This is a genomic window from Pseudothermotoga thermarum DSM 5069 (assembly GCF_000217815.1).
Taxonomy (GTDB): domain Bacteria; phylum Thermotogota; class Thermotogae; order Thermotogales; family DSM-5069; genus Pseudothermotoga; species Pseudothermotoga thermarum.
Genome location: NC_015707.1, coordinates 1,425,178 through 1,450,657, shown reverse-complemented (window position 1 = coordinate 1,450,657; position 25,480 = coordinate 1,425,178). Strand labels below are relative to the sequence as shown.

Sequence of the window (25,480 nt, the reverse complement as noted above, 5' to 3'; positions counted from 1 at the left end):
TTGCAAAACAAGCTTACTTTATAACTTTAACATGTGCTGCCTGTGGTCCTTTTGGACCGTTTTGGATCTCAAACTCTACTTCCTGACCTTCCTTGAGGGTTTTGAAGCCGTCCATTTCGATTGCCGACCAATGGACGAAAACATCTCCACCCTCCTTCTTGGTTATGAAACCGTACCCCTTTTTGGGGTCAAACCACTTAACTGTACCTTTCATCTTACAACTCCTCCTTAAAAAGAACTACCCTCATCGGGCTATCCCATTATACTCCAAATAGGGAAAAAGTCAAATAGCTTTTTCAGCATTTTTTTCTTTTCTCAACCTATGATAAAGAAGCAAAAGTAGAGCAATACCAACTGTTAATCCGATCAAACGAATCGGTATCCACGCACAAAGTGAAAGAAGTCCCAACAAGATCAGCGCAAAGCGAGTGGCAAGATTGATGTGCCCTTCAAGGTAGCCTTCGATACCCGTGCCGAGCATCAAAGCAGCACAAATGCCAGAAATAAGCGCAAACAAGTTCATGAATGGGGTTGATTGCATCAAAAACGCTTTATCGTAGCAGAAAGCAAAGGGCAATAAAATAGCGATAATCCCAAGTTTTAAAGCCTGAAAACCGGTTTCATTTGGTGAAGCTCCACTTATCGAACTTGCCGCGTATGCTGCCAAAGCAACAGGTGGTGTTATCGCCGAGAAAACCGCAAAGTAAAAAACGAACATGTGAGAGGAAAGCGGGGAAAAGCCGAATTTTATCAGTGCAGGAACTGCCAAAGCCGAGGCAACGATGTACGCTGCAGTTGTTGGAAGTCCCATGCCAAGTATCAGCGAAAGTATTGCCACCATAACAAGAGCCATAAATGGATTGTTACCAGCTAACGAGAAAATGAGGCTGACGATTTTAAACCCGACTCCTGTCAGGCTCACCGCACCAACCACAATCCCAGCTGTGGCACAGGCTATGGCAACGACGAAGACATTCTTTGAGCCAAGGTAGATAGCATCGAGGATTTGTTTTGGTCCCATTCTCCTTCCTTTGTTGAGTAAAGAAACAAGCCAACAAGTTGCGATACTTGCAATAGCTGCCCGCATTGGAGTATAACCGCGTAATATCATTACGACAAGCACCACAATTGGAAGAATGATGTATATATTTTTTAAAACACTTTTTATGCTAGGTATCAATTCTTCGGATAATCCTTTCAAATTTAGCTTTTTTGCACGTAGGTGAACCATTATGTACGCTCCGAAATAATAAAGCAAAGCTGGTATAAAAGCAGCAACGATTATTTTACTGTATGGAATACCCAAAAAAGATGCCATTATGAAGGCCGCTGCACCCATAACGGGAGGCATTATTTGCCCACCTGAGCTTGCAACAGCTTCAACGGCACCAGCAAAAGTTGGTTGAAACCCTAGTTGTTTCATCATTGGTATAGTGAACGTTCCGGTGGCGTAAACATTTGCAACAGCCGATCCAGATATGCTACCAAACAATCCAGAGCTAATGACAGCTATCTTGGCAGGTCCTCCAGCGGTCTTTCCTGCAACAGCTTTGGCCAGATCCATGAAATAATTCCCTGTCCCACTTTTTTCAAGAAAACCGCCGAAAATGAGAAAAATCATAACAATTGTCGCAGAAACACCTAAAGGCGTGGAGAAAATTCCTTCACCAGTTAGGTAAAGATGTTCGATGATTCTATCAAAAGAAACGTACATACCCTTCCATTGGCCAGGAAGCAAATGGCCAAGGTACATGTACAAAATCATTGCCGAGGCAAGTATTGTTAGGGCAAGTCCTACAACCCGTCTAGTTGCCTCAAGAAGTGTGACAACAAGAATTATGCCAAATATCAATTCTTCTGGTCTCACAATTTCAACTTGAACTATCCTGTAGATTATTCTCTCGTAATTTAAGACGGCGTACAAGCAAGGAAGAGCGGACACAAAAACCAATATCCAGTCGTACCAAGGAACTCTATCTTTTGGGCTTTTCTTCGAAAAGGGAAAGTACACAAACACTAGAGGGAGAGCAAATAAAAGATGAATACTCCTTTGCAAATAAGCTTCAAAAGTACCAAATATAGCGGTGTAAAGATGAAAAATCCCAAGAGCTACCAATGCGAAATATCCCACATAGTAAGCCCAGCCTTTCAACGATCTCATGGTTTTCCCTCCAATTATGAAATCTCTCCTGGCAACCTTTTGGTCACCAGGAGAGATTGAAGGATGGTATTTTTTACTTTACCGAAGACCAGAATTTAACTGCTCCAGGATGTGCTGGTGCGTCCCCTAAAATAGCTTCTTTAGGATTGAGTTCTGCCATATCAACAAATGCTTTTGATAGCTCATCTTTTCTCTTCCAAAGTGATTCAGCAAGCTTGTAAACAAGATCTTCCGGCAATGTTTCTCTTATAACAAGACAGGTATAATCTCCAACAGTTGCCACAGGCTCTGTTACGGATTTATAAATACCCGGTTCTATGAAGAACTTCGTTGTTCCAAGCACTTTGGATACTTTTTCGATGGCTTCATCGTCAACGGGTAGAATCACAACATCAACCCTGCTTTCAATGTCCATTATTACAGAAGCAACACGACTTATTTGGAAAGCGAAGCAGTCGATGTTGTTGTCAGCAAGCAAGTTGGCACCATCACTGTAAGATGCGAACTCAACCCTTCCACCCCAAGATTTGATGGTCGACCAGCTGACACCATAGCCTTCCTCAAAAATTGTCCTTATAACGTACTCACTGGCTGTACCAGGTGTCAATGTTGCAAACCTTATTGGAAGTTTCTTCTCCACGATATCCTTCAGGCTCTTTACTCCATATTTCGTTGCAAAATCCTTTCTCATTATGAAGTATGCGTACTGTCTGTACAAGTTTGCAAACATAACGGTTCCTTTAACAGGGTTGGGAGCGAACGGACCAATACCTTTGACGGCAGCGTTGAATATCGACAATGTGGTCAATCCCACATCCGCTTGACCTTTCGAAATCACGATGATGTTGCTTGTTCCACCACCTGTTCCACTGATGGTTTGAAGAACATCTTGTGTCCAAATGTTCGAAATGGCTCCACCAAGCGCAAACCATGTGCCACCGGATGGACCGGAGACGAACCTTAGTTGACTCGGTCACTTGGCTTGAGCAAGAGTAAGAACCGAAAGAGCTAAAAGTATCACTAAGAGTACTTTAAATTTCACAGCTTCCACCTCCCGGCAAAATGAGTTAACACAAAGCAATTATAAATCATTAAAAGCGATGATACAATACTTTCTGGGGTCATACTATGGAACTTGAAATAACACAGGCACCATTGAACTGCTCAAGTGAGTTTGCAAAATATGTTATGATGACCGGTGAAAGATTTCTCAAAGCGGCGTTTGGAAAAAACGTTCAAAAAATGCTTGAAAGTTTGTTCGTTAGGAAAAATAACCTTTTTAGCTATGAATGCACAAGATTCGCAGTTGCAGATGGAAAAATTGTCGGAGCAGTTGTTTTCTATCCGTATGAATACTATATAAAAGCTCGTTGGAACACAGGCTTTTTGATAGTGAAAAATATCTTGTTCACAAAAATTTTTGGTCTAATCAAAATCGATCGGGGATTGGGAAAGCATAAGAAAGACGAAGTGTACCTGAGTCATTTGGCAGTTGATCCTAGTTACAGAGGCATGGGAATTGGTCACAGACTTCTTGAGCACGTGGTTGAAGAGGCTGAGCGCTTGAAAAAGAAAAAAGTAGTCCTACACGTTGAAAGCGATAACGTCAAAGCAATTGGCTTGTACAAAAGTTTTGGTTTCCTAACGGAAAAAACCGCAAAAATTAAAGTTTCTGGTCAGAATTTCGAATTTCTCAAAATGGTCAAATACATTTGAAGAATTTTCATCAACTATTCATTCTCTTGCATCAGAATATCACTATAATACCAATTAGGAGGATGATCGTGTGAAAAGATTGATGCTCAAATCAAAGCTTCACATGGCAAGGGTGACGGATAAAAATCTTGAATATGAAGGAAGTATAGAAATAGATGAAAATTTAATGAAAGCAGTTGATTTGAAAGAATTTGAACAAGTTTTAGTTGTGGACATTGAAAACGCAAACAGATTTGAAACTTATGTCATAAAGGGAAAAGCGGGTAGCGGTATCATCGCGCTGAACGGAGCGGCTGCAAGGCTGGTTGAAAAGGGAGATAGAATAATCATCATGGCATTTGGTCTTTTCGACGACGATGAATATAAATCCCCAAAAATAGCTATACTCAACGAGAGAAACGAGATTGTCCAGATGAAGTGAAATACATTGCTTTGAATTAGTTCCATCTACGCTGGTCAGCCAGCGTGGCAATTTGCGGAATAGCTTGAGGTACTGAAGTTTGAGAGCAGACTTCATAACAAGATCTACTTTTACCTTAAATCTTCTTGAAAGAAATCTTTCAAGTTCAATATATTTGAACAAATCTGGAACCTCTGCAAACTCAACAAAAAGGTCAACATCGCTTCTTTTGCTTTGTTCTCCTCTCACGTACGAGCCGAAAATTCCTATTTTAGAAACTTTGTACTTTTCTTGAAAAATCGGTTTTAATTTCAACAGCTCGTCTTTTATTTCCTCCAAGGTTCTCATTCTTTCATCCCCCAATCAACAGTACATTGTAGAACACGAAGACTTTATTCGTTGACTCCTGAGAGGGAAGATTATTTTTCATGGAAGCTCGGACTTAAATTCGGACTTAAACTAAGTATACCACGCAAAAAAGAGCTCCAAAAATATTGGTTAAACGCCGATTTCAAATTATTAGCACTTGATAAGGTGTATAATAAATTTTGGATAGTCAACGAGCGCTACCATCATGAAAAGAAAAAGGGCAACAGCGTCAATCTTTTAATAGAACAACGGCATGTTAGCTTTGATTGTATTTTACCTCTGTGGAAACATTTTCACCTTGAATTTTGCGCTCGTCGTATCTTCAGTGATGTAATCGTTTGCTATGGAGAATATGCTAAAGAAAAGAAAAGCAAGATAGGCTGGTGAGCCAGAATGGTTTCTATACCGGAGGAATTGAGATATCTTTTTTGGGATACAGATTTTGAATCGCTAAATCACCAGAAGCACAAAAGGTACATAATCGAACGCATACTTGAACTTGGCGATGAAAAAGCCTATAGATGGATGTTCAAAACCTACAAAAGCGAGGAAATAATCGAGGCTGTGAAAAAGAGTAGAAATATCTCACGAAAAACAGCTTTGATGATGTGCAATTTCTACGACATACCGAAGGAGGAAGTAGCCTGTTTGAAAACGTCATTTCCAATAAAACATTAGAAATCCTGAGATTATTGGGAAAAACTGAGGCTTTCAAATCAGCTGGTTTTTACCTTGCCGGTGGAACCGGACTTGCATTACAACTTGGACATAGAAAATCTGATGATTTAGGTTTTTTTACCGAACAGACTTTCGATAGTTTTATTGTTAACAAAATTGCAGATGTTTTGCCTGTACAAATCCAATACATTTCAGAAACCACGGTGTACTTGCTGAGCAACAATGTGAAGATAAGCTTATTCTTTTACCCCTATAAAGTGGTGTTTCCTTTCCTGCAGTTTGAAGGTTGCTTGGTTGCGGATTTACGTGATATCGCCGCTATGAAATTCATTGCTATAGGTCAGCGTGGGGCAAAGAGAGATTTTGTTGATCTTTATTTTTATTTTCTTAAGTATCCCGAAGTAAGCGAACTGCTAAAAATTGTCCAGCTAAAGTACTCCAAGGTAAGTTACAATTTAATTCATTTGGTGAAAAATCTTGGTTATTTTGATGATGTTGAAGAAGATCCAATGCCTGTGTTGGTCACAAAGAACGGTTTTAAAAGCATGACTACAAAACAGTGGAATGAAATCAAAGAGTTTTTCTTGAATCTTCAGAAAAAGATTCTTGCAGACCTTAGTATCGAGTAAGCCGTTTTTCCAACAAGTCTCAATTCTAACCGAGCCTCACCACCACGGAAAGACTTTCATCTCGAATCTTGCGCCGGTTGAATCTTCGGTGACAGGTATTATCTTTTGAAGATCTGCCAGTCGAATGTATCCATTTGTTCAGTACTTGCCTTTGTACCATACGTTGATAGTTATTTCGCTTGAAATCTGAACAAGCATATCGTAATCTTCGTTGAGCCTTTCTGGACTGCTTGAACTCAGATAGCCTTTTTCCAAAAGTTCTTGAATAGTCAACGCGCTGATCTGTTCTATTTCTTCATTTCTCAGTTATATTGCGACAATAAGATCTTGCGCTGCTACGGCTATGTTTCTCATCTCTGCCGCAATCTTAGTTGCAGTTGCTTGTCTGATGGCGTTGAATGGCATGGATATCGCAATCACAAGCAGTGCTGCAATGATGACAAGCACTATCAACAGCTCAATCAGAGTCATTCCTTTAAGCATGGCTAAGTTCCCCTTTCAAATGAACCGTGCTGAGACTGCTCTTTCTCTCACATCAGGACACGATGGTTCACGTAGTATCAAAGGAACATTTGAAATCAGCTGTCGCAGAAGTTCATAGCACAGAGAGCAGTATCATGGAATTTGTTGGTTTTAGTATATCCCACATTGAACGATTTGTTGTTATTTGGTTGAGGATCAGATCAAACCAACACGTTCGTCTGCTCACAAAACTCGTAACAACCAAAAAGAACTTGTTGAAGATAAGTGCAACAGATGAAGATGGTAGAATCATGATAAGAAGATTGAAAACCAAAAAACAAGGGGACAAAAACAACGGGGGACCGAAGATGACAAAATTCGAAACAATTCTTGTCAATATCGCAGCAATATCTGTTCCGCTTTTTGCGCACAGATCAATTACCTACCAATATACCACACCTAAGCATGCTTTACTTGCCGCTTTTGTTTTGTTGATCATGCTCAAACTGTTGATCGAATCAATTCGCAAGAAAGAGTTTTCTGTGCAGTTGTCATACCCCAATTTGTTGTGGTTTGTCTTTGGGATGATTTGTCTTTTTTCTACGATAAAAGTATTTCTTAGCAATAGGATATATTTCCCATTTTCTGTGTACGTAGCTTTGTATGTGATTTTGTTTGGATTCATCGCACTTTATTTTTCGAATCGTTTCACATCTAAAAAGTCCATCGTCAGCGTTTTGCTTAGTTTTCAAATTTCATCGTTGATTGTTTCGATAAACGGTCTGATCAATTTCTACACAGGTTTTGATTTGTTCGTTGGAGAATCAGGTAGAAAATTTGACAGAATGGCTCTTTCAAGCACCATTGGAAATCCAATTTTTACTGCTAACTTTTTAACCATGGTTATGATATCCAGCATTTATCTGATTTTCTCAGATGACTACGGTTGGGAAAGTAATAGGATCAAGCTTGCGAAGTTTGTTAAGTGGTTTGTTGCAATCACTTTTTTGGTCAATTTGATCGCATTTACTTTATGTTTGACAAGATCAGAGTATTTAGGTTTTGGTGTTGCTTTGCTGATTTTCTTTGTTTTGTATAGAACCTACAGCCCAAATAAGTCAGTCGATCAAGATGCTACTTTCAAGAGACTTCATCGCACACTGAAGATGGTTCTAATACTTTCATCGATTGCGATACTAATCGTTTTCAACATTCCAAGTAAGTTAAATCGCAAAATGGTGATAACTCAAAGGCTTCAATTCGAGACTGTCGCCTCAAACATGGAGGAAAGACTTGTAGCATGGAGAGCTTCGATTGAACAATGGAAACACAACAAACTAATTGGTGAGGGCATAGCCACCTTTCGAATCAGGGCAATTGATTGGATGCAGAATGTGATAGAAAAACATCCAGAATCACTCTATGTGTGGGGAAACTTCAAATCCACTCACAACGATTATCTACAAATTCTTGGTGAAACTGGTTTAATTGGACTTGGGATAATAGTGCTGTTTATCATCAGCACTGTCGTGTATGCTTTCAAATACTTGAGTAAAGCTAACTCGAAAGATGAGATTTTCTTATTTCTATCGTTGGGATGTTCTTTCATAGTTTATCTTGCTCAAAGTTTTTTCAGCTTTCCTTCTCATTTTCCTTCAAATACACTTTTTGCAGCGTTTGTGTTCGGTGTTGCGACTGGAAAATATTTCAACCATCGGAAAGTAATGACTTTCGAAATCAAGGTGAAAGGATTTCAAAAGGTACTCTGTCTAACTGCGATTTACCTTTTAACCATTGCTGTCTCGTATTTCAGTTGGACTAACTTTATAGCGCAAGTAAGTTACAAAGCGGGTTTGGAAGCTTACGTGAACTTAAGAGCAATAAAGGAACATAGAAACAATCTGTTGGAGTACAGGAATTTTTACGAACAAAAGCTTGCTGAATGCGACGATGAGGACGTTCTAGTCAAGCTCACGCAGGATCTTGAGAAAATCAATAAAAGTTTGGCAAAGACGGTTGTTTCTGAAGTTGAAATGTATCAAAAAGCTTTGAGCAATCTGATTGTGAGCGCGCAGATGAGTAGAACATATGGTGAAGCCTTCTTTCACCTCGCGTTCCTTGCACCTGGAAGGTCCTCCGAAATGACTTTTGATCTGTTAACAGGAAAATTCACTTCGCTGAGAGGCAAGTACGATGCCGTACAAAAATTGATTGCACCAATTCATAATGAAAAAGAACTGGAATTCATGGAACAAGTTGTCAAAGAAAAACCGCAAATAGCCCAACAAGTAGCAGAATTTCAAGTAATTATTGACGCCATTGGGCTGTTGAAAACATCCTCGCACTCACTGAATGACATAGGAATATACGATGGAATTGCAAAATTCAGCGCCGCTGCTTGCAAAATCATTGATAGAATAAGTGAGACTCTTAACAAAGAAGAACGTTTTTCAAAAAATATAGAACAGCTTCGATCGTTAAGAGAAAAGTATTTCAGCATGCTGTTGACGTATGCAAAAATGAACATCGACAAAGCTCCTGGATCGTGGAACGTGTATCCAGATAGAAAAAACATAGATTTGACAAAGGCTTTGGAAGGCCAGGACGTGTATAGAAGTATGGCAAAGGCGATTTTTGAAGTTGGCAGGACAGATAAAAGAGCAATCGAAATGTTGTTATATCTTGCAGAAAAAGAAGTATGGGCATGCAAGTATATGTACGAAAAAGGTGTATGGGCTGTTCCAGATGGGGTGATTGAGTATCTTCTTCAAATAATAATTGAGCTTGAAAGAACAGGGCAAGTTGACAAGGCAATGCAACTAAAACAAATCGTAAAACAAACATACGAGCCAGCAGCAGCTTTTGTAAAAGAACAGATTGAGAAGATAGATTTATCAAAAGCAATTCAGCAATACTCAAACAGATTTCAAAGAATTGTTGAAGACCTAATTCATTTTCAAGTTGATGAAGTTGTCAACGGTTTTAGACAAACTCTTGTAAGACTGCTGGAAGTTGTTGAAGATGAGCTGAAAGCAGAAATGAATGGTGGAGTTTTTTCGAAACTACTTGGAAAAGAACTACTCATAATTCTGACAAACAAAATTGATGTTCAAACAACAGATAAAATACTACAGCAGCTTTCCAGCGAAATACCGTTCGAGATCCTGTTGTGGGAAAGACTAAAGAGGTTCGAAAGAATGAAGGAGCAAATGTTATAGACAAACAAAATGCGGCCACAAGGGCCGCATTGTAATGATTATGATGTCACCACCAGCGGGCAGTCGTTAAAATATATTCGGCGTTACCGGTGGATCCGCTCATTTCCGGAACAACTCTTCGCAGATCGTCGATACGAACTGCTGATCCTGTATACCTAACAGTTATCGTTATCCTACCAGCCTCCGTGCCTGATCCCTCGGTAACTGACACCGTATAATCACCGCCGGGGTTAGTGTTCAAATATCCTTGACTCACCAAGCCTTGCAACCAGTTGCCTCCCGATATAACCGTTGTTCTTTCGGTCATAACGTACGATTGCGCAGCTGAAGCTATGTTTCTCATGGTCGAAGCTATCTTTGTAGCGTTCGCTTGTCTTACCGCATTCAACGCTATCGGTGTTACGATGGTCAACAGTGCGGCGATGATTGCCAGGACGATCAAAAGTTCAATTAACGTAAAACCTTTCCTCATAATTACACCTCCTTTGGATTAGATTATACACCTTTTTTAAGAAAATCAAATGCTTATTATAAATTAGAATTATTCTTCAGCTGATACGGCACACAAAGCTTTGTTCACAACTCTCACAAGTACCTTGCAAATCTGCGTTCGGTTCCACCATCTTCTCAATGAGCGTTAACCAAGTTGCCAAAACTTTTCATCTACAGTTTTTACAATCTGCTATTAAGATAATTTAGACAAAACAAAGTGTGCATGATCCATGATTTGTAAAGGCTGTTGTATCATCTTTGCATTCGTTCTGGAACAAATTATACACCCATGCGTTGCTAAGTCAACAAATTTAGCTAACTCAAAAGCAATCTCTCGCCTATCTCAACCCGCCAATATAGGCAAGCAAAATTGGTGCAGCTTTATGTTCATTTAACATTGCAAACCTGTTTGCAGAGATTATCAATTTAATTTCCCTAACGTACTCTTCCCGCCTTTGTGAATAGAAGATCAACCCATCTGCAAGTGGTTTGTTGATTTTCCCTGATCGAATGGCTCTGAATTCTCTGTAGAATGGAGAAACATTGAGGTTGTATGCATAGCTTCTCACGGCACTCAAAAGGTCTGGGAACCTTCGAACCTCGTAAATTTCATCTTCCGGTCTCTCCTTCGGCACCACACCGTTGCCGGGCTTGAAGGTTAATTCTCCGAAGATGTTGTTGGCTTCTATTGCAAATCTTGAAGTTCCCCAAGCTGATTCAATCGCTGCCTGCGCAAGGGCTATTTCCACGGGAATGGGCATGACTTTTTCTAAAAGTTCTTGCTTGTTTTTCGCTTTGTATTTTGTCAAATACCTTGACAGCTCGGGGCTGTTTTCGGGAAGCTCAACTATTTTTTCCCTTTCTTCGTAGATCTCTTTGTTCACCTTAATTATTATCGGCAAAAGTATCTTGACGAATAGGTCTTTTTTCTTTTTGACATCGTTGATCTGTCCCAAGTCGTTGGGCAGCCTTTTCAAAATCACCATGGGTACAACTCCAGCGGCAAGATCGTAACCGATTTTGTTGAAAAATTCCTCAACCTCAACGTAACTTTCAAACTCAAGTTCCAACAACTCGACGTACTCAGTTTGTTCTTCCTGTTCAAAAAATTGAACAAATTCAAATTTAAACTTTGGAACGTTTGCAAACACCACAATTATCGCAAGTATAAAAGCTATTTTTTTCAACAACTACGACACCTCCTTGTTTGGAATTATTCACCCTGTACGTTGTAGATCAACCAGTATCTAACGTACTCTTGATTATCCTTATCACGCACACTTATCAGTAATCTGTTGTACATTTTTGTAAGTTCAATTGGACCGATTTGTAAAATTGAATCTTTCAAGTTAGTTTGCAAAGTTCCTTTTTCCGACACGTACAGGGCTGCCGTCTTCACCTCCTTGGGATTTAAGATCTTGACGTTTAACTGAAGCTTGCCGTTTTCGACGGTAAAATTCTGAAAGATTGCAACCAATGGTTTTCTGGAAAGAATGTATCTAACGTGCTTTTCCGTTGCCCAGTCTTCGAGCAATGGTTCGCGAGGTATTTCGTAAAAACCATATTCAGGTGTATAAGGTCCTGGATTTTGGGTAAAGGCTAAGACAAAACCTTCTTCTTTTAAAACGTCAAAGAACTCTTGAAGGTAATGCCCATACGGATATGCGTAGTACCGCATTTGATAACCAGTTTTCTCATAGAATATCTGGTTTGCCTTTCTTGTATCATTTCTAAAGCGTTCAACTACATCCGAAAGAGGCATTTTCTTTAAAAACTTTGGAAAATCTTCGTGGGAAAAAGAATGGTTTGCAAACTCCACACCATCTTTCAACATTTCTCTGATCATATCCCAAGTGAGATAATCGGGATAACCAACTGCGCCAACTTGAAGGAAAACGGCAAACGGAACGTTGTACTTTTTGAAAACAGGATATGCGTGCTGGTAGACCGAACGATAGCCATCGTCCACGGTGAAAATTACCGCTTTGCCATCAAACGATTTTCGACCGTACGCATAATCTTCCAAATCCTTCAACGTCCATATCTCAAAGCCAAGTTCTTTTACAAGCTGTATGTGTCTTTCTAGTTCATAGGTCCACGTGTTGGTCGTTGGATACCTTGCATCATCGAAGCGGTGGTATAGAAAGATCACCACCGACGCATGGTAAATTGTTGCAAAAACAAAAAGGATTATCATCGTTATTTTCCTAAGCATACTTACCATCACCTTGGGTTATTATAATGGTGTGAATCGTCAAAGCGTGCGGCAAAAAAGAAATGAGTGAATAATGTAACCTAGGATCAAACGTTGTTAACATTTAACAGGGAGTGATTAAGTTTGAAAATGGTTATCGTTGCTCTTTTTTTAATTACAAGCGCTTTTTTGCTTGCGCAAACGATTTATTTTTCTCCAGCGCTGGATTTGGTGCTCACCGTCTACAGCCCATTTTTTGAAATGCGTCCTTCAAGACCGAATGAAATTGGTCTGTTCCAAGTACCGGGTAAGTCTTCAACGCTTCAAGTTGTTTCAATTTCAGCGTCTGGATTTAACGATTTAAACAGCTTTGCAAAGCTTTTGGGTGCGCAGCTTATCGGAGCAGAAGAACTCGCGGTTATGAACTTTTGGCTTGGTTCTCAAGAGTTTTTCTACAGAAGATTTTCCATTTCCAGTCAAAAAAGCGAAGGAATTCAAATGATTTTTCTTAGATCAGGAAAAGGATACATTTTAACTTATTATTCCAGCTTTGAAGAATTCTGGCAGCATTTGGTGCCGGCTTTGCTTACTATGACCAGTTTGAGAATAAGTGAAAAACCCCAGGTTTATTTGAACACAGATCACAACTACACCGTGAAGTTGATGGGACCGTTCGTGGCTGTGACGCCTGCAAGAGGAGAAATTGGAGCTTTTGCCACACATGTAGAGGGTAAAAGAGGTTATGTACAAATTGTTAAGGAAAACCTTCCAAGAAAAATCTCCTTGGAAGAGTATTCGAATTTGGTTGAAAGAAATACTTTGATGAAGTTGGCAGGCTACAAACTTTTTTCAACCGGGGTAAACTACGTTGAAGGAATCGATTATGCATGGAGAATTTTTGAATTTGAAAGGACAAACGAAAAATACCGTTGCATCCAAGCTTACACAATTGTTGAAACGGTTGCTTACACAATTACTTACATAGCGAAAGAGCAGGATTTTGATTTCTTCCTACCTGCCGCAGTTTACATTGCGTTTTCCTTCAAACCAATTTGGTAGCCTTGCCGTGGATGTATAATTCAACTTAGGGGTGAATAGTGTGAGAAAAACAATAATATTTTTCACCATGGTGCTCCTGACGACCTTGCTTATAGCTCAAGAACTTTTTGATTACGTCAAGTCAAAGATCAATGTTTCGTATCAAATTGTGTTGGAAAAAATAACCGAAGCTGGAACAAAGCTGATTCACGTTGTTTTGAAAAGTCAAACTTGGCAGAACATCGATTGGGTTCACGACGTGCTCATTGTGATACCCAATGAAGTGGTTTATCCAAAGTTTGGTGTACTGGTCATAACAGGAGATTTTGATCCAACGAAAGCAAAAGATTTGGAAGATTACGTTTGGATAGCCGACAAATTCTCTGCTCCAATGATCGTTTTTGGAGATGTACCAAACCAGCCCATATACGGTCTTAGAGAAGACGACCTGATAGCTCACACGTTGGTGGAATACAGAAAAACCGGGGATCTTACCCTTCCACTTCTTTTCCCAATGACGACAAGCGCAGTCGCTGCCATGAATTTGGCTCAAGAACTTCTTGGGGTTGAGAAATTTTTCGTCACCGGTGCTTCGAAAAGAGGTTGGACAACTTGGCTTACCGCCGTGGTCGATGAAAGAGTTTTTGCCATAGCTCCAATTGTTTTTGACATGCTCAACTTTCCTGCGCAGTACAGGCAACAGTTGACTATGTACGAAAAGTTCAGCGACAGCTTGAGACCTTACGTTGAACGCGGTGTAATGGAATGGATAACTGAAGAGGTTGGTCAAAGACTCATTCGAATGCTAGACCCGTTCTCTTACAGGGATAAACTTACAATGCCAAAGTACATAATCAACGCGACAAACGACGAATATTGGACGATATATTCGAGCATGCTTTACTTTTTCGATCTTCCAGGAAAAAATTATCTACTTTACGTTCCAAACAACCCGCATGGAATTAGAAACATTCCAATGGTTGTGGAGAACGCATCCAACTTTTTCAAGTTGGTTGTTGAGAACAAGCTGCCAGTCTTCGAGTTTTCAATATCAAATTCAAAGATAACCGTGAAGCATTCTGATCTTATAAAGGAAATCTATGTTTGGAGAGCGGTTTCAAACGTGACCGATTTCAGAAAATCCATATGGATGAGAATACCACTTGAACTTATCGATGGATTTTACACAGCAGATTTAATGCCACCTGAAGGAAGACATATCGCGTACTACGTTGAAGCAATCTTTGAAGTTGAAGGAGTGAGAATAAGCTTATGCACGCCAGCGGTTTACAAGTGAAAGTTCCAGGCATAGTTGGGGGAATGGGATCGCTTTCAACGGTGGATTTTCTTCAAAAAGTGGTTTCGCTGACGAAAGCGGATAAGGATCAAGACCATTTGAAAATGGTTGTAGACTTCAACACAGCCGTTCCAGACAGAACAACGGCTTTGTTGTACGGTGGAGAAGATCCCACACCATACCTTGTTGATTCGGTGAATAGGCTGGCGAAAGCTGGGGCAGACTTTGCCGTTTTCATATGCAACACAGCATATGCATTTTTGGAAAAAGTCAGAAAGCAAGCAGTTATACCAGTTTTAAATCTCCCTGAACTTACGGTCGAAAGACTTTGCAAAAAAGGTATAAAAAGATTTTGGCTGACCGGCACGAAAGGGTTGATAAAAAGTGGGGTTTATCAAGTGGCAGCCGAAAAGTTCAACGTAGAAATCTTGATTCCAACTGAAGAAGTTCAAGATAATTTGATGACGATAATTTATTCCGTTAAAGCGGGCAACGTTGAAAAAGCCAAAAAAGTATGGGAAGAAGCAGTTGAACCAAAACTTGAAGGCTACGTGCTTTTAGGGTGCACAGAACTTCCAGTCGTCGCGCGCAGCGAAAGATTAAAGCTAATAGATGTAAACCTTGAGTGGGCAAAGATAGTTATCGAGCTTTGTGGAAAGGCTGTTAAGGAGGATGAAACGGGGGTGTGAAAGTTGAATATAGCAAAGGCTGCTGCAAAGCGTCCTGTTGCAGTACTAATGCTTTTATTGGCTATAGTTGCCTTGTCTTATCTTGCTTTTCAAAGGTTGCATTTGGAGCTGATTCCACAGGTTGAATATCCGTACGCAGCCGTTTTTGCAACTTACATGGGAGCAGGTACTGAAGAAATAGAAGAGCTGGTTACCAAACCTTTGGAGAAAGTTATAGCCACCGTCCCGGGAGTGAAAAACTTTACAAGTGTTTCTCAACCTGGACTTTCTTTGATTTTGGTTGAATACGAATGGGGTGTGGACGTTTTAGCAGTTTCATCGCGCTTAGAAAGGTATTTGAACATCGCTCAAGCTCAGCTTCCTGAGGGAGTAAGACCAACTGTTGTGGAGTTTGATCCATCTTTGTTGCCTGTTTTTGCCTTTTCAACGCTGGAAGATCCAGAAAGATTCATACAACAGCTTAAAAGGCTACCCGACGTTGCCGGTGTAGAAGTTCTTGGCACTGGCGAAAAGGTTGTGAGAATAACGGTAGATCCACAAAAAGTCAGGCAATTTCAAATAGATCCTTCCTTGATGGAAATGTTTTTGTCTGGAAATTTTGTTTACCCCATGGGAACCTTAAAGGACGAAAACGGCAACGTTTACACTGTAACCGTCGATGGAAGATTTAAAGACATCGACGAATTGAAAATGGCAATAGTCGGCTTTAGGGGTTTGACTTATCAAATGGCAACAACAGGGCAAATGCCAAGACTTTTAGTGCCTGTAAGGCTTCACCAAGTGGCAGATGTTGAAGTTGTGGAAAGAAACGTACGTGGAACAGTCAGGGTGAACGGCGAAGAAGCAAAGGTAATCGTTGTCAGAAAAAGATCAGGTGCAAACACCGTTCAAACAGTCAGACAAGTCAAAAAACTCTTGAATGAACTAAAGGTTCCATACACAAGCTTGATAGACCAATCGCTTTACACGGAAAGAGCTATAAGGAGTTTGCTAAGAGATTTGGTACTTGGACTAATAAGCGCTTCTTTGGTTGTTTTAATTTTCGTGCTTGATTTTGTAAGCACTGCAATTGTTGCGCTGAGCATCCCACTCTCTTTGGTCGTGGCAATCGTGCTCATGTACTTTTTCAATTTGAACTTCGACATGCTCACACTTGGTGGTTTAACGATGGCCGTTGGAATGCTGGTTGACAACGCTATCGTTGTTTTTGAGAACATCTACAGGTACAAATCCATTGGTAAAGATTACGTTGAAGCTGCTGGAAGGGGAACTTCGGAAGTTTTTATGGCAATATTCGCTTCGACCGCGACAACGGTTATAGTCTTTTTGCCGCTTGTTTTCACGCAGAGTTTTGCTGCAAGCATGTTCAAATACTTTGCCGCCACGCTCAGTCTTGCTTTAGGTTCATCGCTCGCTGTGGCTGGTGTTTTGGTGCCAGCTGGTTCACGTTGGATAAAGGCGTATAAAACAAGCTCTTACGAAAAGGTTCTTGGCTTTTACAAGCAAGCACTTTCAAAAGCTTTGGATAAGAAGTGGATTTTGATCGCAGTTACAATCTTTTTGGTTGTCATATCAGGTTGGTATGTGCTTAACGCTAAGAGAAGCTTTATCCCAGAATTTGCCAACAACGTTGTTACCATAACGGCTTTGGCAGACGAGCAGGTTTCTTACGAAAAGATGTCTAAGCTAGTCAAGCAGGTCGAGGATTTCATACTGAAAAATAAAGACAAATACAACGTTCAAGCGGTTTATGCAGATATAGGGATAACAAGCCAATTTTCACAGATCATAGGTGGTGCCTCTGAAAACAAAGCCTACATAAATGTGTGGTTGAAAGGCAAAAGAAGTGAATATGTAAAGAAGGCATCGCAACTTGTTGAGGACTTAAAGCAAGCAGAATTTGTGGGACTAAGGCTTGAATTTGGAAGCGGTAATTACCTTGCCGAGATTTTCGGTTATCCATTGACGATAGAGTTAATTGGCAAAGATTTGAACGCTTTGATGGAAAAAGCGCAAGAAATTTGTGACAAACTTTCAAGTAAAAACGTTGGTCAAGTTTCAATACGTGGGGAAGCCAAGATTGAAACTGTTTACGTTGAGCTTGCAAGAGACAGAACGATCTTTTCTGGACTTGTACCTGGGCAGGTTTTCATGGAGCTTCAATATTACACACTTGGAAAATCCATTGGAACATTGCAAACTGAGCACGGCGTTCTACCTGTTTATTTGAATTACGCAAATCTTGAAAGAATAAACCAACTTGAATCGGTGATGCTCAAAGGTTCAGCTGGAAGAGATGTTCCACTGAGCGCAGTTTCCGACGTGACAAAGAAAAAAGTTTTCAACAGCATAGAGCATAAAAACGGTGAAAGAGTTGTTTATGTCGACATAGTTCAATCACATTTGTCAACGTCGGATTTGGTGAAAATCACGCAGCAAGTTTTGCAATCAGTCAACCTTGATGGTATAACCTACTCCTTAGCGGGTCAGAAAGCCTCGATGGACGTTCTGTTTGAACAGTTTAGGATCATCGTAATAACGGCCGCAATTTTGGTTTTCATGCTTTTGAGCGCTTTGTTTGAATCCTTTGTCGTGCCGTTTGTGATTTTCAGCACGGTTCCTATTGTTGCAGTTGCAATTGGTTTTGTGCTGATTCTTTTTGGTTACAGTTTAAATCTTCCTGTACTCGTCGGAGCTTTGACGCTTGTTGGAATCGTTGTGAACAATTCCATTGTGATGATAAGTTTCATAAAAAACTACGCAACTTTGAACAACCAATACAGGCAGACCATAGTTGAAGCAGCTTCGCTCAGGTTAAGACCCATCCTTATGACGACCCTTACAACCATAATAGCTTTGTTGCCTGTTGCATTCAGCAGATCAGAGGGTTCTGAGCTTGAATCTCCTATAGCTTGGACGATAATAATTGGACTGATTTTTACAACCGCCTTTTCTTTGTTCGTCGTTCCAGGTCTTGCTGAGCTGTTCAAAATAGGTGTTAAGGAAAAAGTTTGAGGTGGTAAGAAGTTGAATTTAAAACTTACAAAAAGGATCATAATCGTTGGATTGATACTTACTCTTTCTGGTGATCTTGGACTTGGTGTTTTTGCATCCATCTTTGGCTCCATTTTGTTTTTAACAGGAATTTTGAATTTGGCAAGAATTTTCAAACACGCTGAAATCGCACCCGCTTTCTTCATGCCAGTTGCCTTGCAAATCGTTCTTGCCATACTTGGACAGGTGGTGGCAGGTAAATCTCTTCCTTTTTTGGTAAAAATCTACGAAGGACTAACGCAGCAAGAGTTGAAAAACATCGAAGGATGGGTTTCATGGTTTGTTCCAAGCTTAATTTTGATGGCGGTTCTATCAATAGCAATCTTTGGATTTTTCTCGAGGGCTTATCGAATTCTAGCTGAAAGTTCAAACATAAAGACTTTTTCAACGGTTGCAAAACTTTACAAGTGGGCGGCTTTTCTTTTTATTTTGCTCGTTGGAGCTGTACTTTCAATAGTTGCGCAAGTTGTCGCAATAATGGGCTTTGCGCGAATTAAAGAAGAAGGACTGTGAAAAAACATGTGGTGACCTCCTCCCATTCCTTAAAAGGAATGGGCTTCCTGCTTCATCGTGGGCGTGCTTACCAAGATGTAGGGATTGCTCCCTAACACCCTGGCAGAGGCTTCCCACTCCGCAGGCGTTACTTCGGACCGGTCCAGCCCTAGAGCTTGATCAGGGCCCAAGCCAAGCCCTTTCTTTAAAATCACAACCGCAGCATTAACGTCGCGGTCCATTACCCAGCCGCAATCGCATCTAATGACCCTGTCAGACAGCTTCAGATCGTGTTGTTTGCGCAGTTTGCACAGATCTTTGTAGACTTTTCAAATCTAGGCACAGGGATAGACGTCGCAAGGCTGTGGCTCAACTTTGCTTTCAATCCGCCTACCCCTGCCCCCTGTAATTGCTTGCCAAATTTAGACATCCAGCCAGCTACTGCATCTTCCTGGTAAACGACGACTTTGTACATCTTTAAAAAGCCAATAAGTTTGTTGATCGCGTCTCTGCGTTTGTTGGCAATTTTCTCGTACTCTCTGCGTAGCAACTGCAGCGTCTTTTTGTAGTTGTTTGAACCGCGTTTCTTTCTTGCCAGCCGTCTTTGCAGTCTTCTCAACCGCAGTGTCTCGTGTATCTCAAAGTCTATGCACATGCCATTTGACAGTGTTACTTTATTTTTAACACCAAAATCGATACCGATGGGTTTATCAAAAACAGGACCGTCAGATTCCTTTGGCAGGTAACACGTGACGTGTAAGTAGTAACCAGACGGCTTTAAGACAAGCACTCTAAACTTGCCAAGTCTTTGGATGTGAACACGGTTGCGCTGAAAATCGAGTTTGTATGTTACTCCGTACTGCTTCAGCGGTATGTAGTTTACGTACTCTTTAAATTTCAACGCGCCAAATTTATAGCCGTTAGCTTTAAGCGCAGCTATCGCACGTAAATTATTTTCGATAACCTGAGCTATTTCCTGCTTTATTTGGCTGCCTAGTACTTGCAGTTCCCTGTGTTCAAAGTTATCGCCGACTTTTATCTCGACAACGTTTACCTTGTGGACCGGCAGATCCAGCCTTTTTATGTCAGCAATCAACCAGTTGTACAGCCACTTTGCTTCAAGAAAAGCCCGTTTTAAAAGCTCAGCTTTGTGCTTTGATAAGTTCTGCAGCTTCAGCTGGTACACAACAAGCCTTTGAGATTGTCTTTTCAATTTTGTTTCAGCGAATGTTTGTTTTATTTTTTCAGCCTTATCCAAGTTTGGCTTGCTCCTTTCTTGAGAAGGCTGCTTGTGATATGATTATAAACGCTGTGTTGCTCTTATACATTATAGCCATTCATCGCAATCCCTTGAAAGGGATTTGCTTTCTGGCTTAATTTCTGTAAAAATATCTTTGAGGTGGTTTTGTGAAAGAAGTGTATCTTGACAACAGCAGCACAACAAAAGCTCTTGACGAAGTAATTGAGGCTATGGTTAACGCCTTAAAAGTATGTTATGGCAATCCATCTTCGCTTCATCGAAAAGGTATTGAAGCGGAGAAAATAGTGTTGGACGCAAGGGAAAAAATAGCAAAGGCTCTTCAAGTAAAACCAAGTGAAATTTATTTCACATCGGGAGGAACTGAATCGAACAACTTGGCGATAAAGGGTGTTGCCTACGCTAAACGAAAACAAGGTAACCATTTGATAACAAGCCAAATAGAACATCCATCCGTTCTTGAGGTTTTCAAACAGTTGGAAAACGAAGGTTTCAAGGTAACCTACATACCCGTGGACAAGGAAGGACATGTAGACCTAGAACAGCTTGAAAAATCGATAACTCCAGAGACAATTCTTGTAAGCATAATGTACGTCAACAACGAAGTTGGTTCGATACAACCTATGGAAGAGATTGTCAAAATCGTTTCACGACATGAAAACATCACTCTTCACGTCGACGCGGTACAGGCTTTTGGGAAAATTCCACTTTTGCCTTCTTTGAAAGGGATAGATCTTTTGAGCATCAGCGCACACAAAATATACGGTCCAAAGGGAATAGGAGCTTTGTTCATCAGGGAAAAAACCAAGATCGTTCCGCTTTTCAACGGTGGGGGGCAAGAAAAAGGTATAAGACCTGGGACCGAAAATGTTCCTGGGATAGCTGGATTTTCAGCGGCTGTAGAAGTTGTTTTTAAAAACTTTGAAGAATGGACCTTGCGTATGAGGAATTTGAAAAATCATCTTCGTAACAGGATTTTGACAGAAATAGATGGTACAGTTTTGAACGGTCCAAAGGACGGGGCTCCGCACATCTTGAACATATCGTTTTTAGGTGTAAAATCAGAGGTGCTTTTGCATACCCTTGAAGTTCATGGGATATACGTTTCCTCTGGATCTGCTTGTCTGTCAAAAAAAGGCCAAAAAAGCCATGTGCTTTTGGCAATGAAAAAGAAAGACGAGGAGATAGACGGTGCAATACGCTTTAGCTTATCTCCGTTTTTGACTTTCGAAGACATAGATTACACGGTTGAAGTTTTGAAAAAAGAAGTTGCTCAACTTAGAAAGTATGCAGGGAGGTAAAAAGGTGAACTTGTATTTGATAAGTTATTCTGAGATCGGATTGAAAGGCGAAAATAGATGGTTTTTCGAAGACACGCTTGTCAAAAGAATAAAAGAAGCTTTGAAGGATTTTGAAGATGTAAACATCAGCAAAACGCATGGAAGAATTTATCTGAAGGTCAAAGCACCTAAAGAAGAAGTTTTAAAAAGGCTGAGAAAGGTTTTTGGAATAAACACAACAGCGGTTGCTTTTGAAAGCGATCTTGACTTGGAAAAGATCAAAGAAACGGTAATACAAGCACTTATGGGAGCAGATTTAAACGGCAAAACTTTCAAAATAGAAAGTCGAAGAGCTAACAAAGCCTTTCCGCTCAGTTCGATAGAATTAAACAGAATTCTCGGTGAACATGTACTGAAGAATTTTCAAGGTTTAAAAGTTGATGTTCACAATCCCCAAGTAGTGGTTCACATCGAAATCAGAGAAAAAGCTTACGTTTATTGTGAGAAAATACCAGGACCGGGTGGACTTCCGGTTGGAACCAGCGGAAAGGCTTTGCTTTTGCTTTCTGGGGGAATCGACAGCCCAGTGGCAGGGTATTTAATGATGAAAAGAGGTGCAACTTTAGAAGCGGTTTACTTTCACTCTTTCCCTTTCACAAGCGATAGGGCAAAGGAAAAAGTCATAAAACTTTGTAAAGTTCTTGCCGAATACGGTGGACAAATAGTTCTTCACGTTGTCAACTTTACCGAAGTGATAAAAGAACTTGCCGAAAAATGTCCAAACGATTATTTGACGATAATGATGAGAAGAATGATGGTCAGGGTGGCAGAACAAATCGCGAAAAAAGTTGGTGCAAAGGTCCTTGTAACTGGTGAAAGCCTTGGACAAGTGGCAAGTCAGACCATGGAATCGATAGTTGCCGTAGATGAAGCTGCCAGTATGCCGATACTTCGCCCATTGATAGGCTTTGACAAAGTGGAAATAATAGATCTTTCAAAGAAAATAGGAACTTATGAAATATCCATAGAACCATACGCCGATTGCTGTACAATCTTTGTTCCAAAAAAACCGGAGACAAAACCAAAACTTCACAAGGTAAAACAATTTGAGGAAAACTTGAACTTAGAAAAACTGGTTGAGCATGCATTGGCTGAAACTGAAGTTATAAAGATATAGATTTTTTCAAAGTAATTCTTCTAAGTCGTCTGTTGTGGCATGAGCTAAATTATTGATTTTAGCATAGTACATTGCTCTGTCTGCTTTTGTCAAAAGCCCCTCCAGTGTTTCTCCATCTTCGGGAAATACCGCTATACCGATGTTTGCTGAGATGACATGAACTGTTAAGCGCGTTTCTATTGGTTTTTCAATTGCTTGCTCAATTCTTTTTGCCAGCTCAACAGCTCCATTAATATCCGTACCGTAAGCCATGGTAACAAATTCATCTCCTCCAACTCTTGCAATCAAATCGCTTTTTCTCAAAAGTTCTTTCAACCTTTGTGCTACTATTTTCAATACCTCATCGCCTTCCGCGTGACCAAAGGTGTCGTTAACGTTTTTGAACTTTTTTAGGTCCATGTAAAGCAAAGAAACTTTCTCTGATTCCCTGTCTGCTAGAGCCAGCATTTTTGAACCAAATTCGAAAAGATACCTTCTGTTTGGAAGCTGCGTCAAAGAATCATGGTAAGAAAGATGTTCAAACTTTTCTCTTTCTTCTCTAAGCTGTTTTTCGAATTGCAAACGGTATAGCAAAACACCAACGATATTGGAAAACAATTGACCTATTTGAAGTGATTCTTCGTCGAAAGCATCTTCGTTTTCGAAGTTATCCAAGTGCATCAACCCCTTGGGTTCATCGCCAACTAATATGGGAAGTCTAAGCACGCATTTTATTTGATCGAGTCGTCCAAATTTTCTTAATATTTCCAATTCCTCGGGAGATAAAATTTTAGAATCTCTGGCTGCAAGATCTCTAGCAACATAAGCCCTTTTATCAAATGGTCCTGGGATTTTTCTAAGATCGAACCTTACTTTTTTAAGTTGTTCCAAATCGTATCCAACGGCTGTTTTAAAAACAAGATAGTGGTCTTCTATTAAAAGCAAAGAACCCGCTTGCGCACCTGGAACGACTTCGATAGCGCTTTTAAGCACTTGCAGAAGAATTTCTTCCAACAATGGTAGTTCTGACTGCAAAATTTCCTGCACAAAATCTATCAATTTTCTAAGCGCTGCAGATCTTCTTAAAGCTTGTTTGAACAGATTATTTGTCAATTCCTTTTCTTTAATCAAAAGCTTTTCAAGTTCTAGTCTGTTCAACAAAACAGCCACTATGCTGGAAAAAAGCTGTCCAAGTTTAATTGCTCCATTGTCAAATGCATCTTCACCTTCAAAGTTGTCAAGGTGTATAACCCCAATTATTTCATCTCTGACTATTACAGGTATTCTCAAGGTGCTTTTGATCTCATCCAATCGACCGTATTTTCTAAGTAATTCCAGTTGTTCCAATGGAACTGTTTTCCCATTTTTGCTTGGAAGATGCTTGATAATTTGCACTTGCTTGCTGTAATAATCTTTTTCCTTTTTGATTTCAATTTTGATTTCTTTAAGCTTTTCCAAATCGTAGCCAGCAGTGGCTTTGAAAACAAAGAAGTTTTCCTCTTTTAAGAAAAACGAACCGGCTTGTGCACCTGGTATTGCTTTTACCGCTGTTTCAAGAATTTGATTGTAAATCTGTTCTTCATTTAAGGAACCACCCTGAAGAACTTTTTGAATAAGGTCAACAATGCATTGAAGTGCAAATTCACGTTTTAAAGAATGATCCAAAAGTTTTTTGACCGTATCCTGCTCTTGTTTTATTCTTTCTTCAAAAAGCTTCCTTTCTAGCAAAAGGCAGATTCTTCCCGCAAAAAGTTTACCAATTTCGATTGATTCTTCATTGAAAACATTTTCATCGTGGAAATTATCGAGGTTAAAAAATCCAACAATCTTACCTTGAACGATTAACGGTAAAGAGAGGGTAGATTTTATCTTTTCAATTACCCCAGCGGCAAGAAAAACCTCGTACTGATCGCTTGTGAGCAGTTTTTTATCTATCGCTGCTGGATTTTTTATGATGGTAGCTTCATCGCTTATCTCCTGCCTGTTGAGCTGCTGGGGAGCTAGCTTTACCTTACGAAGTTCTTCAAGTGGAAAACCAACGGCTGCTTTGAAAACGTAAAAACCATTTTCTTCTAAGACTATCGAACCAGCCTCAGCGCCTGGAACGATTTTGACAGCTTCTTCCAAGATGAGTTGATATTCATTTTCTTCAAGCAGCTTTTCTTTTCTAAGAAAATCTTCCATAAAAGTTAATATGGACTGCAAAGCTTGAAGTTTTCTTTCATACCTTTTATTCAACTCTCTATGAAGTACATAAATTTGTCTCAAATCCAGGCTGAACTTAAAAATACCGGCAAGCAATCCAACAAGCAAGGAAATTACCAATGTTGAAAGCTCAAAAAGCTTACCTGCATACTTTGCTTTTAAACCAAACACGAATTCCTTTCCGGCTGGGTCAAAGGATATATTTTCTATGTTGAACAACTCGCAGATTCCATTTGGATCGATTTTTGCAACTGCAATTTTGTCGCTGACGTACCTTTCAAGGTTGGAATCAAAAACGACAAAATGAACCATCAAAAAGTTGTCTTGAGAGAAAATTTCAAACACATAGTGCTCCTGAACATCGGCTGGTTGTAGGAATATTTCTTCAATGAAGGGAAAGTCTGCTTTTAAATATGTAAATTGCCGATGAATTTCTTCTTCGTTTTGCTCAATCAAAGCTTCGTACATTTCTGTCCATTGAAAATACCCAACGCTGATGGAATTTACGAAAAACTCTGCAGCTTTTTCAAAGAAGTTTTTTGAAAGCTCGAATTTGTGGTTGATTTCTGTGTATTTGAGCCACGTAAGGAGTGATAAAGCTGCAAACAGTGCCACTAAAAAGACCATGAAAGCTTGCCAAAAGATTTTAAGGTTCATCTCAACCCTTCCCTTAACCCTGCGTTTGGCAGAAG

The 25,480-nt window shown here is 40.0% G+C and carries 22 protein-coding genes and 2 pseudogenes; 12 read left to right on the top strand and 12 right to left on the bottom strand.

Annotated features, from left to right (window positions below):
- Positions 1 to 13 precede the first annotated feature (13 nt).
- From THETH_RS07290 to THETH_RS07280, 3 genes and pseudogenes are all read right to left on the bottom strand, one after another.
- Positions 14 to 214 carry a cold shock domain-containing protein gene (locus THETH_RS07290; protein WP_013932708.1) on the bottom strand — a complete coding sequence of 67 codons (201 nt, stop codon included), beginning with the start codon at positions 212 to 214 and terminating at the stop codon, positions 14 to 16.
- 69 nt (positions 215 to 283) lie between these two features.
- Positions 284 to 2,161 (bottom strand): TRAP transporter permease, encoded by a 1,878-nt coding sequence (locus tag THETH_RS07285; RefSeq protein WP_013932707.1) that lies wholly within the window; start codon positions 2,159 to 2,161, stop codon positions 284 to 286.
- 73 nt (positions 2,162 to 2,234) lie between these two features.
- Positions 2,235 to 3,116: pseudogene (locus THETH_RS07280) on the bottom strand (TAXI family TRAP transporter solute-binding subunit); the annotation flags it as partial.
- Positions 3,117 to 3,289: 173 nt separating this feature from the next.
- Between THETH_RS07280 and THETH_RS10350 the strand changes: the two are divergent.
- Positions 3,290 to 3,877: a GNAT family N-acetyltransferase gene (locus THETH_RS10350; protein WP_013932706.1), complete on the top strand. Its 588-nt coding sequence runs from the start codon at positions 3,290 to 3,292 to the stop codon at positions 3,875 to 3,877.
- 70 nt (positions 3,878 to 3,947) lie between these two features.
- On the top strand, positions 3,948 to 4,298 hold the full coding sequence (gene panD, locus THETH_RS07270; RefSeq protein ID WP_013932705.1) for an aspartate 1-decarboxylase: 351 nt from the start codon (positions 3,948 to 3,950) through the stop codon (positions 4,296 to 4,298).
- A 75-nt stretch (positions 4,299 to 4,373) separates the two neighbouring features.
- Here the strand turns inward: panD and THETH_RS10555 are convergent.
- A pseudogene (locus tag THETH_RS10555) lies at positions 4,374 to 4,625 on the bottom strand (nucleotidyltransferase family protein); the annotation flags it as partial.
- 435 nt (positions 4,626 to 5,060) lie between these two features.
- Between THETH_RS10555 and THETH_RS07255 the strand changes: the two are divergent.
- Entirely contained in the window at positions 5,061 to 5,324 is a 264-nt protein-coding gene (locus THETH_RS07255; RefSeq protein ID WP_211205259.1) for a DUF6922 domain-containing protein, read from the top strand.
- 14 nt (positions 5,325 to 5,338) lie between these two features.
- Positions 5,339 to 5,953: a nucleotidyl transferase AbiEii/AbiGii toxin family protein gene (locus THETH_RS07250; protein WP_013932703.1), complete on the top strand. Its 615-nt coding sequence runs from the start codon at positions 5,339 to 5,341 to the stop codon at positions 5,951 to 5,953.
- Positions 5,954 to 6,091: 138 nt separating this feature from the next.
- Here the strand turns inward: THETH_RS07250 and THETH_RS11015 are convergent, their stop codons facing one another.
- Entirely contained in the window at positions 6,092 to 6,226 is a 135-nt protein-coding gene (locus THETH_RS11015; protein ID WP_281011964.1) for a hypothetical protein, read from the bottom strand.
- A 33-nt stretch (positions 6,227 to 6,259) separates the two neighbouring features.
- Positions 6,260 to 6,436, bottom strand: a complete 177-nt coding sequence (locus THETH_RS10550) for a prepilin-type N-terminal cleavage/methylation domain-containing protein (RefSeq protein ID WP_013932702.1) — start codon at positions 6,434 to 6,436, stop codon at positions 6,260 to 6,262.
- A 134-nt stretch (positions 6,437 to 6,570) separates the two neighbouring features.
- Here THETH_RS10550 and THETH_RS07245 point away from each other — a divergent pair, with 134 nt between their 5' ends.
- The gene (locus tag THETH_RS07245; RefSeq protein ID WP_041446431.1) at positions 6,571 to 9,633 is read left to right on the top strand and encodes an O-antigen ligase family protein; all 3,063 of its coding nucleotides are present in this window, start codon (positions 6,571 to 6,573) and stop codon (positions 9,631 to 9,633) included.
- Between the two features lie 46 nt (positions 9,634 to 9,679).
- Here THETH_RS07245 and THETH_RS07240 read toward each other — a convergent pair whose 3' ends face one another.
- From THETH_RS07240 to THETH_RS07230, 3 genes are all read right to left on the bottom strand, one after another.
- Positions 9,680 to 10,105: a type II secretion system protein gene (locus tag THETH_RS07240; RefSeq protein ID WP_013932700.1), complete on the bottom strand. Its 426-nt coding sequence runs from the start codon at positions 10,103 to 10,105 to the stop codon at positions 9,680 to 9,682.
- A 358-nt stretch (positions 10,106 to 10,463) separates the two neighbouring features.
- The gene (locus tag THETH_RS07235) at positions 10,464 to 11,315 is read right to left on the bottom strand and encodes a glucosaminidase domain-containing protein (RefSeq protein ID WP_013932699.1); all 852 of its coding nucleotides are present in this window, start codon (positions 11,313 to 11,315) and stop codon (positions 10,464 to 10,466) included.
- A 23-nt stretch (positions 11,316 to 11,338) separates the two neighbouring features.
- Positions 11,339 to 12,340, bottom strand: coding sequence for a polysaccharide deacetylase family protein (locus THETH_RS07230; RefSeq protein ID WP_013932698.1), 1,002 nt, complete (start codon positions 12,338 to 12,340; stop codon positions 11,339 to 11,341).
- A 123-nt stretch (positions 12,341 to 12,463) separates the two neighbouring features.
- On the opposite strand from THETH_RS07230, the gene THETH_RS07225 reads away from it, so the two are divergent.
- The 5 genes from THETH_RS07225 to THETH_RS07205 are packed head-to-tail and all read left to right on the top strand — an operon-like array spanning position 12,464 to position 18,910.
- Positions 12,464 to 13,378 carry a hypothetical protein gene (locus THETH_RS07225; protein WP_013932697.1) on the top strand — a complete coding sequence of 305 codons (915 nt, stop codon included), beginning with the start codon at positions 12,464 to 12,466 and terminating at the stop codon, positions 13,376 to 13,378.
- Positions 13,379 to 13,418: 40 nt separating this feature from the next.
- The gene (locus THETH_RS07220; RefSeq protein WP_013932696.1) at positions 13,419 to 14,654 is read left to right on the top strand and encodes a PhoPQ-activated protein PqaA family protein; all 1,236 of its coding nucleotides are present in this window, start codon (positions 13,419 to 13,421) and stop codon (positions 14,652 to 14,654) included.
- The gene (locus THETH_RS07215; protein WP_041446430.1) at positions 14,651 to 15,343 is read left to right on the top strand and encodes an aspartate/glutamate racemase family protein; all 693 of its coding nucleotides are present in this window, start codon (positions 14,651 to 14,653) and stop codon (positions 15,341 to 15,343) included. The genes THETH_RS07220 and THETH_RS07215 overlap by 4 nt, the downstream gene beginning before the upstream one ends.
- Before the next feature lie 3 nt (positions 15,344 to 15,346).
- Positions 15,347 to 18,358 (top strand): efflux RND transporter permease subunit, encoded by a 3,012-nt coding sequence (locus THETH_RS07210; RefSeq protein WP_013932694.1) that lies wholly within the window; start codon positions 15,347 to 15,349, stop codon positions 18,356 to 18,358.
- Between the two features lie 12 nt (positions 18,359 to 18,370).
- Positions 18,371 to 18,910 carry a DUF996 domain-containing protein gene (locus THETH_RS07205; protein WP_013932693.1) on the top strand — a complete coding sequence of 180 codons (540 nt, stop codon included), beginning with the start codon at positions 18,371 to 18,373 and terminating at the stop codon, positions 18,908 to 18,910.
- 29 nt (positions 18,911 to 18,939) lie between these two features.
- Here THETH_RS07205 and THETH_RS11100 read toward each other — a convergent pair whose 3' ends face one another.
- Together THETH_RS11100 and THETH_RS07200 are read right to left on the bottom strand one after the other, a co-directional pair.
- Complete coding sequence (locus THETH_RS11100) at positions 18,940 to 19,155, bottom strand: hypothetical protein (protein ID WP_407635688.1); 216 nt, start codon at positions 19,153 to 19,155, stop codon at positions 18,940 to 18,942.
- A gap of 17 nt (positions 19,156 to 19,172) precedes the next feature.
- Complete coding sequence (locus THETH_RS07200) at positions 19,173 to 20,147, bottom strand: transposase (protein ID WP_211205258.1); 975 nt, start codon at positions 20,145 to 20,147, stop codon at positions 19,173 to 19,175.
- A 149-nt stretch (positions 20,148 to 20,296) separates the two neighbouring features.
- Between THETH_RS07200 and THETH_RS07195 the strand changes: the two genes are divergently transcribed.
- The gene (locus tag THETH_RS07195; RefSeq protein WP_013932692.1) at positions 20,297 to 21,448 is read left to right on the top strand and encodes a cysteine desulfurase family protein; all 1,152 of its coding nucleotides are present in this window, start codon (positions 20,297 to 20,299) and stop codon (positions 21,446 to 21,448) included.
- Between the two features lie 4 nt (positions 21,449 to 21,452).
- Positions 21,453 to 22,604 (top strand): tRNA uracil 4-sulfurtransferase ThiI, encoded by a 1,152-nt coding sequence (gene thiI / locus THETH_RS07190; RefSeq protein ID WP_013932691.1) that lies wholly within the window; start codon positions 21,453 to 21,455, stop codon positions 22,602 to 22,604.
- A gap of 6 nt (positions 22,605 to 22,610) precedes the next feature.
- On the opposite strand, the gene THETH_RS07185 is transcribed toward thiI, so the two are convergent.
- Positions 22,611 to 25,445, bottom strand: coding sequence for a sensor domain-containing diguanylate cyclase (locus THETH_RS07185; protein ID WP_013932690.1), 2,835 nt, complete (start codon positions 25,443 to 25,445; stop codon positions 22,611 to 22,613).
- Positions 25,446 to 25,480: the final 35 nt, after the last annotated feature.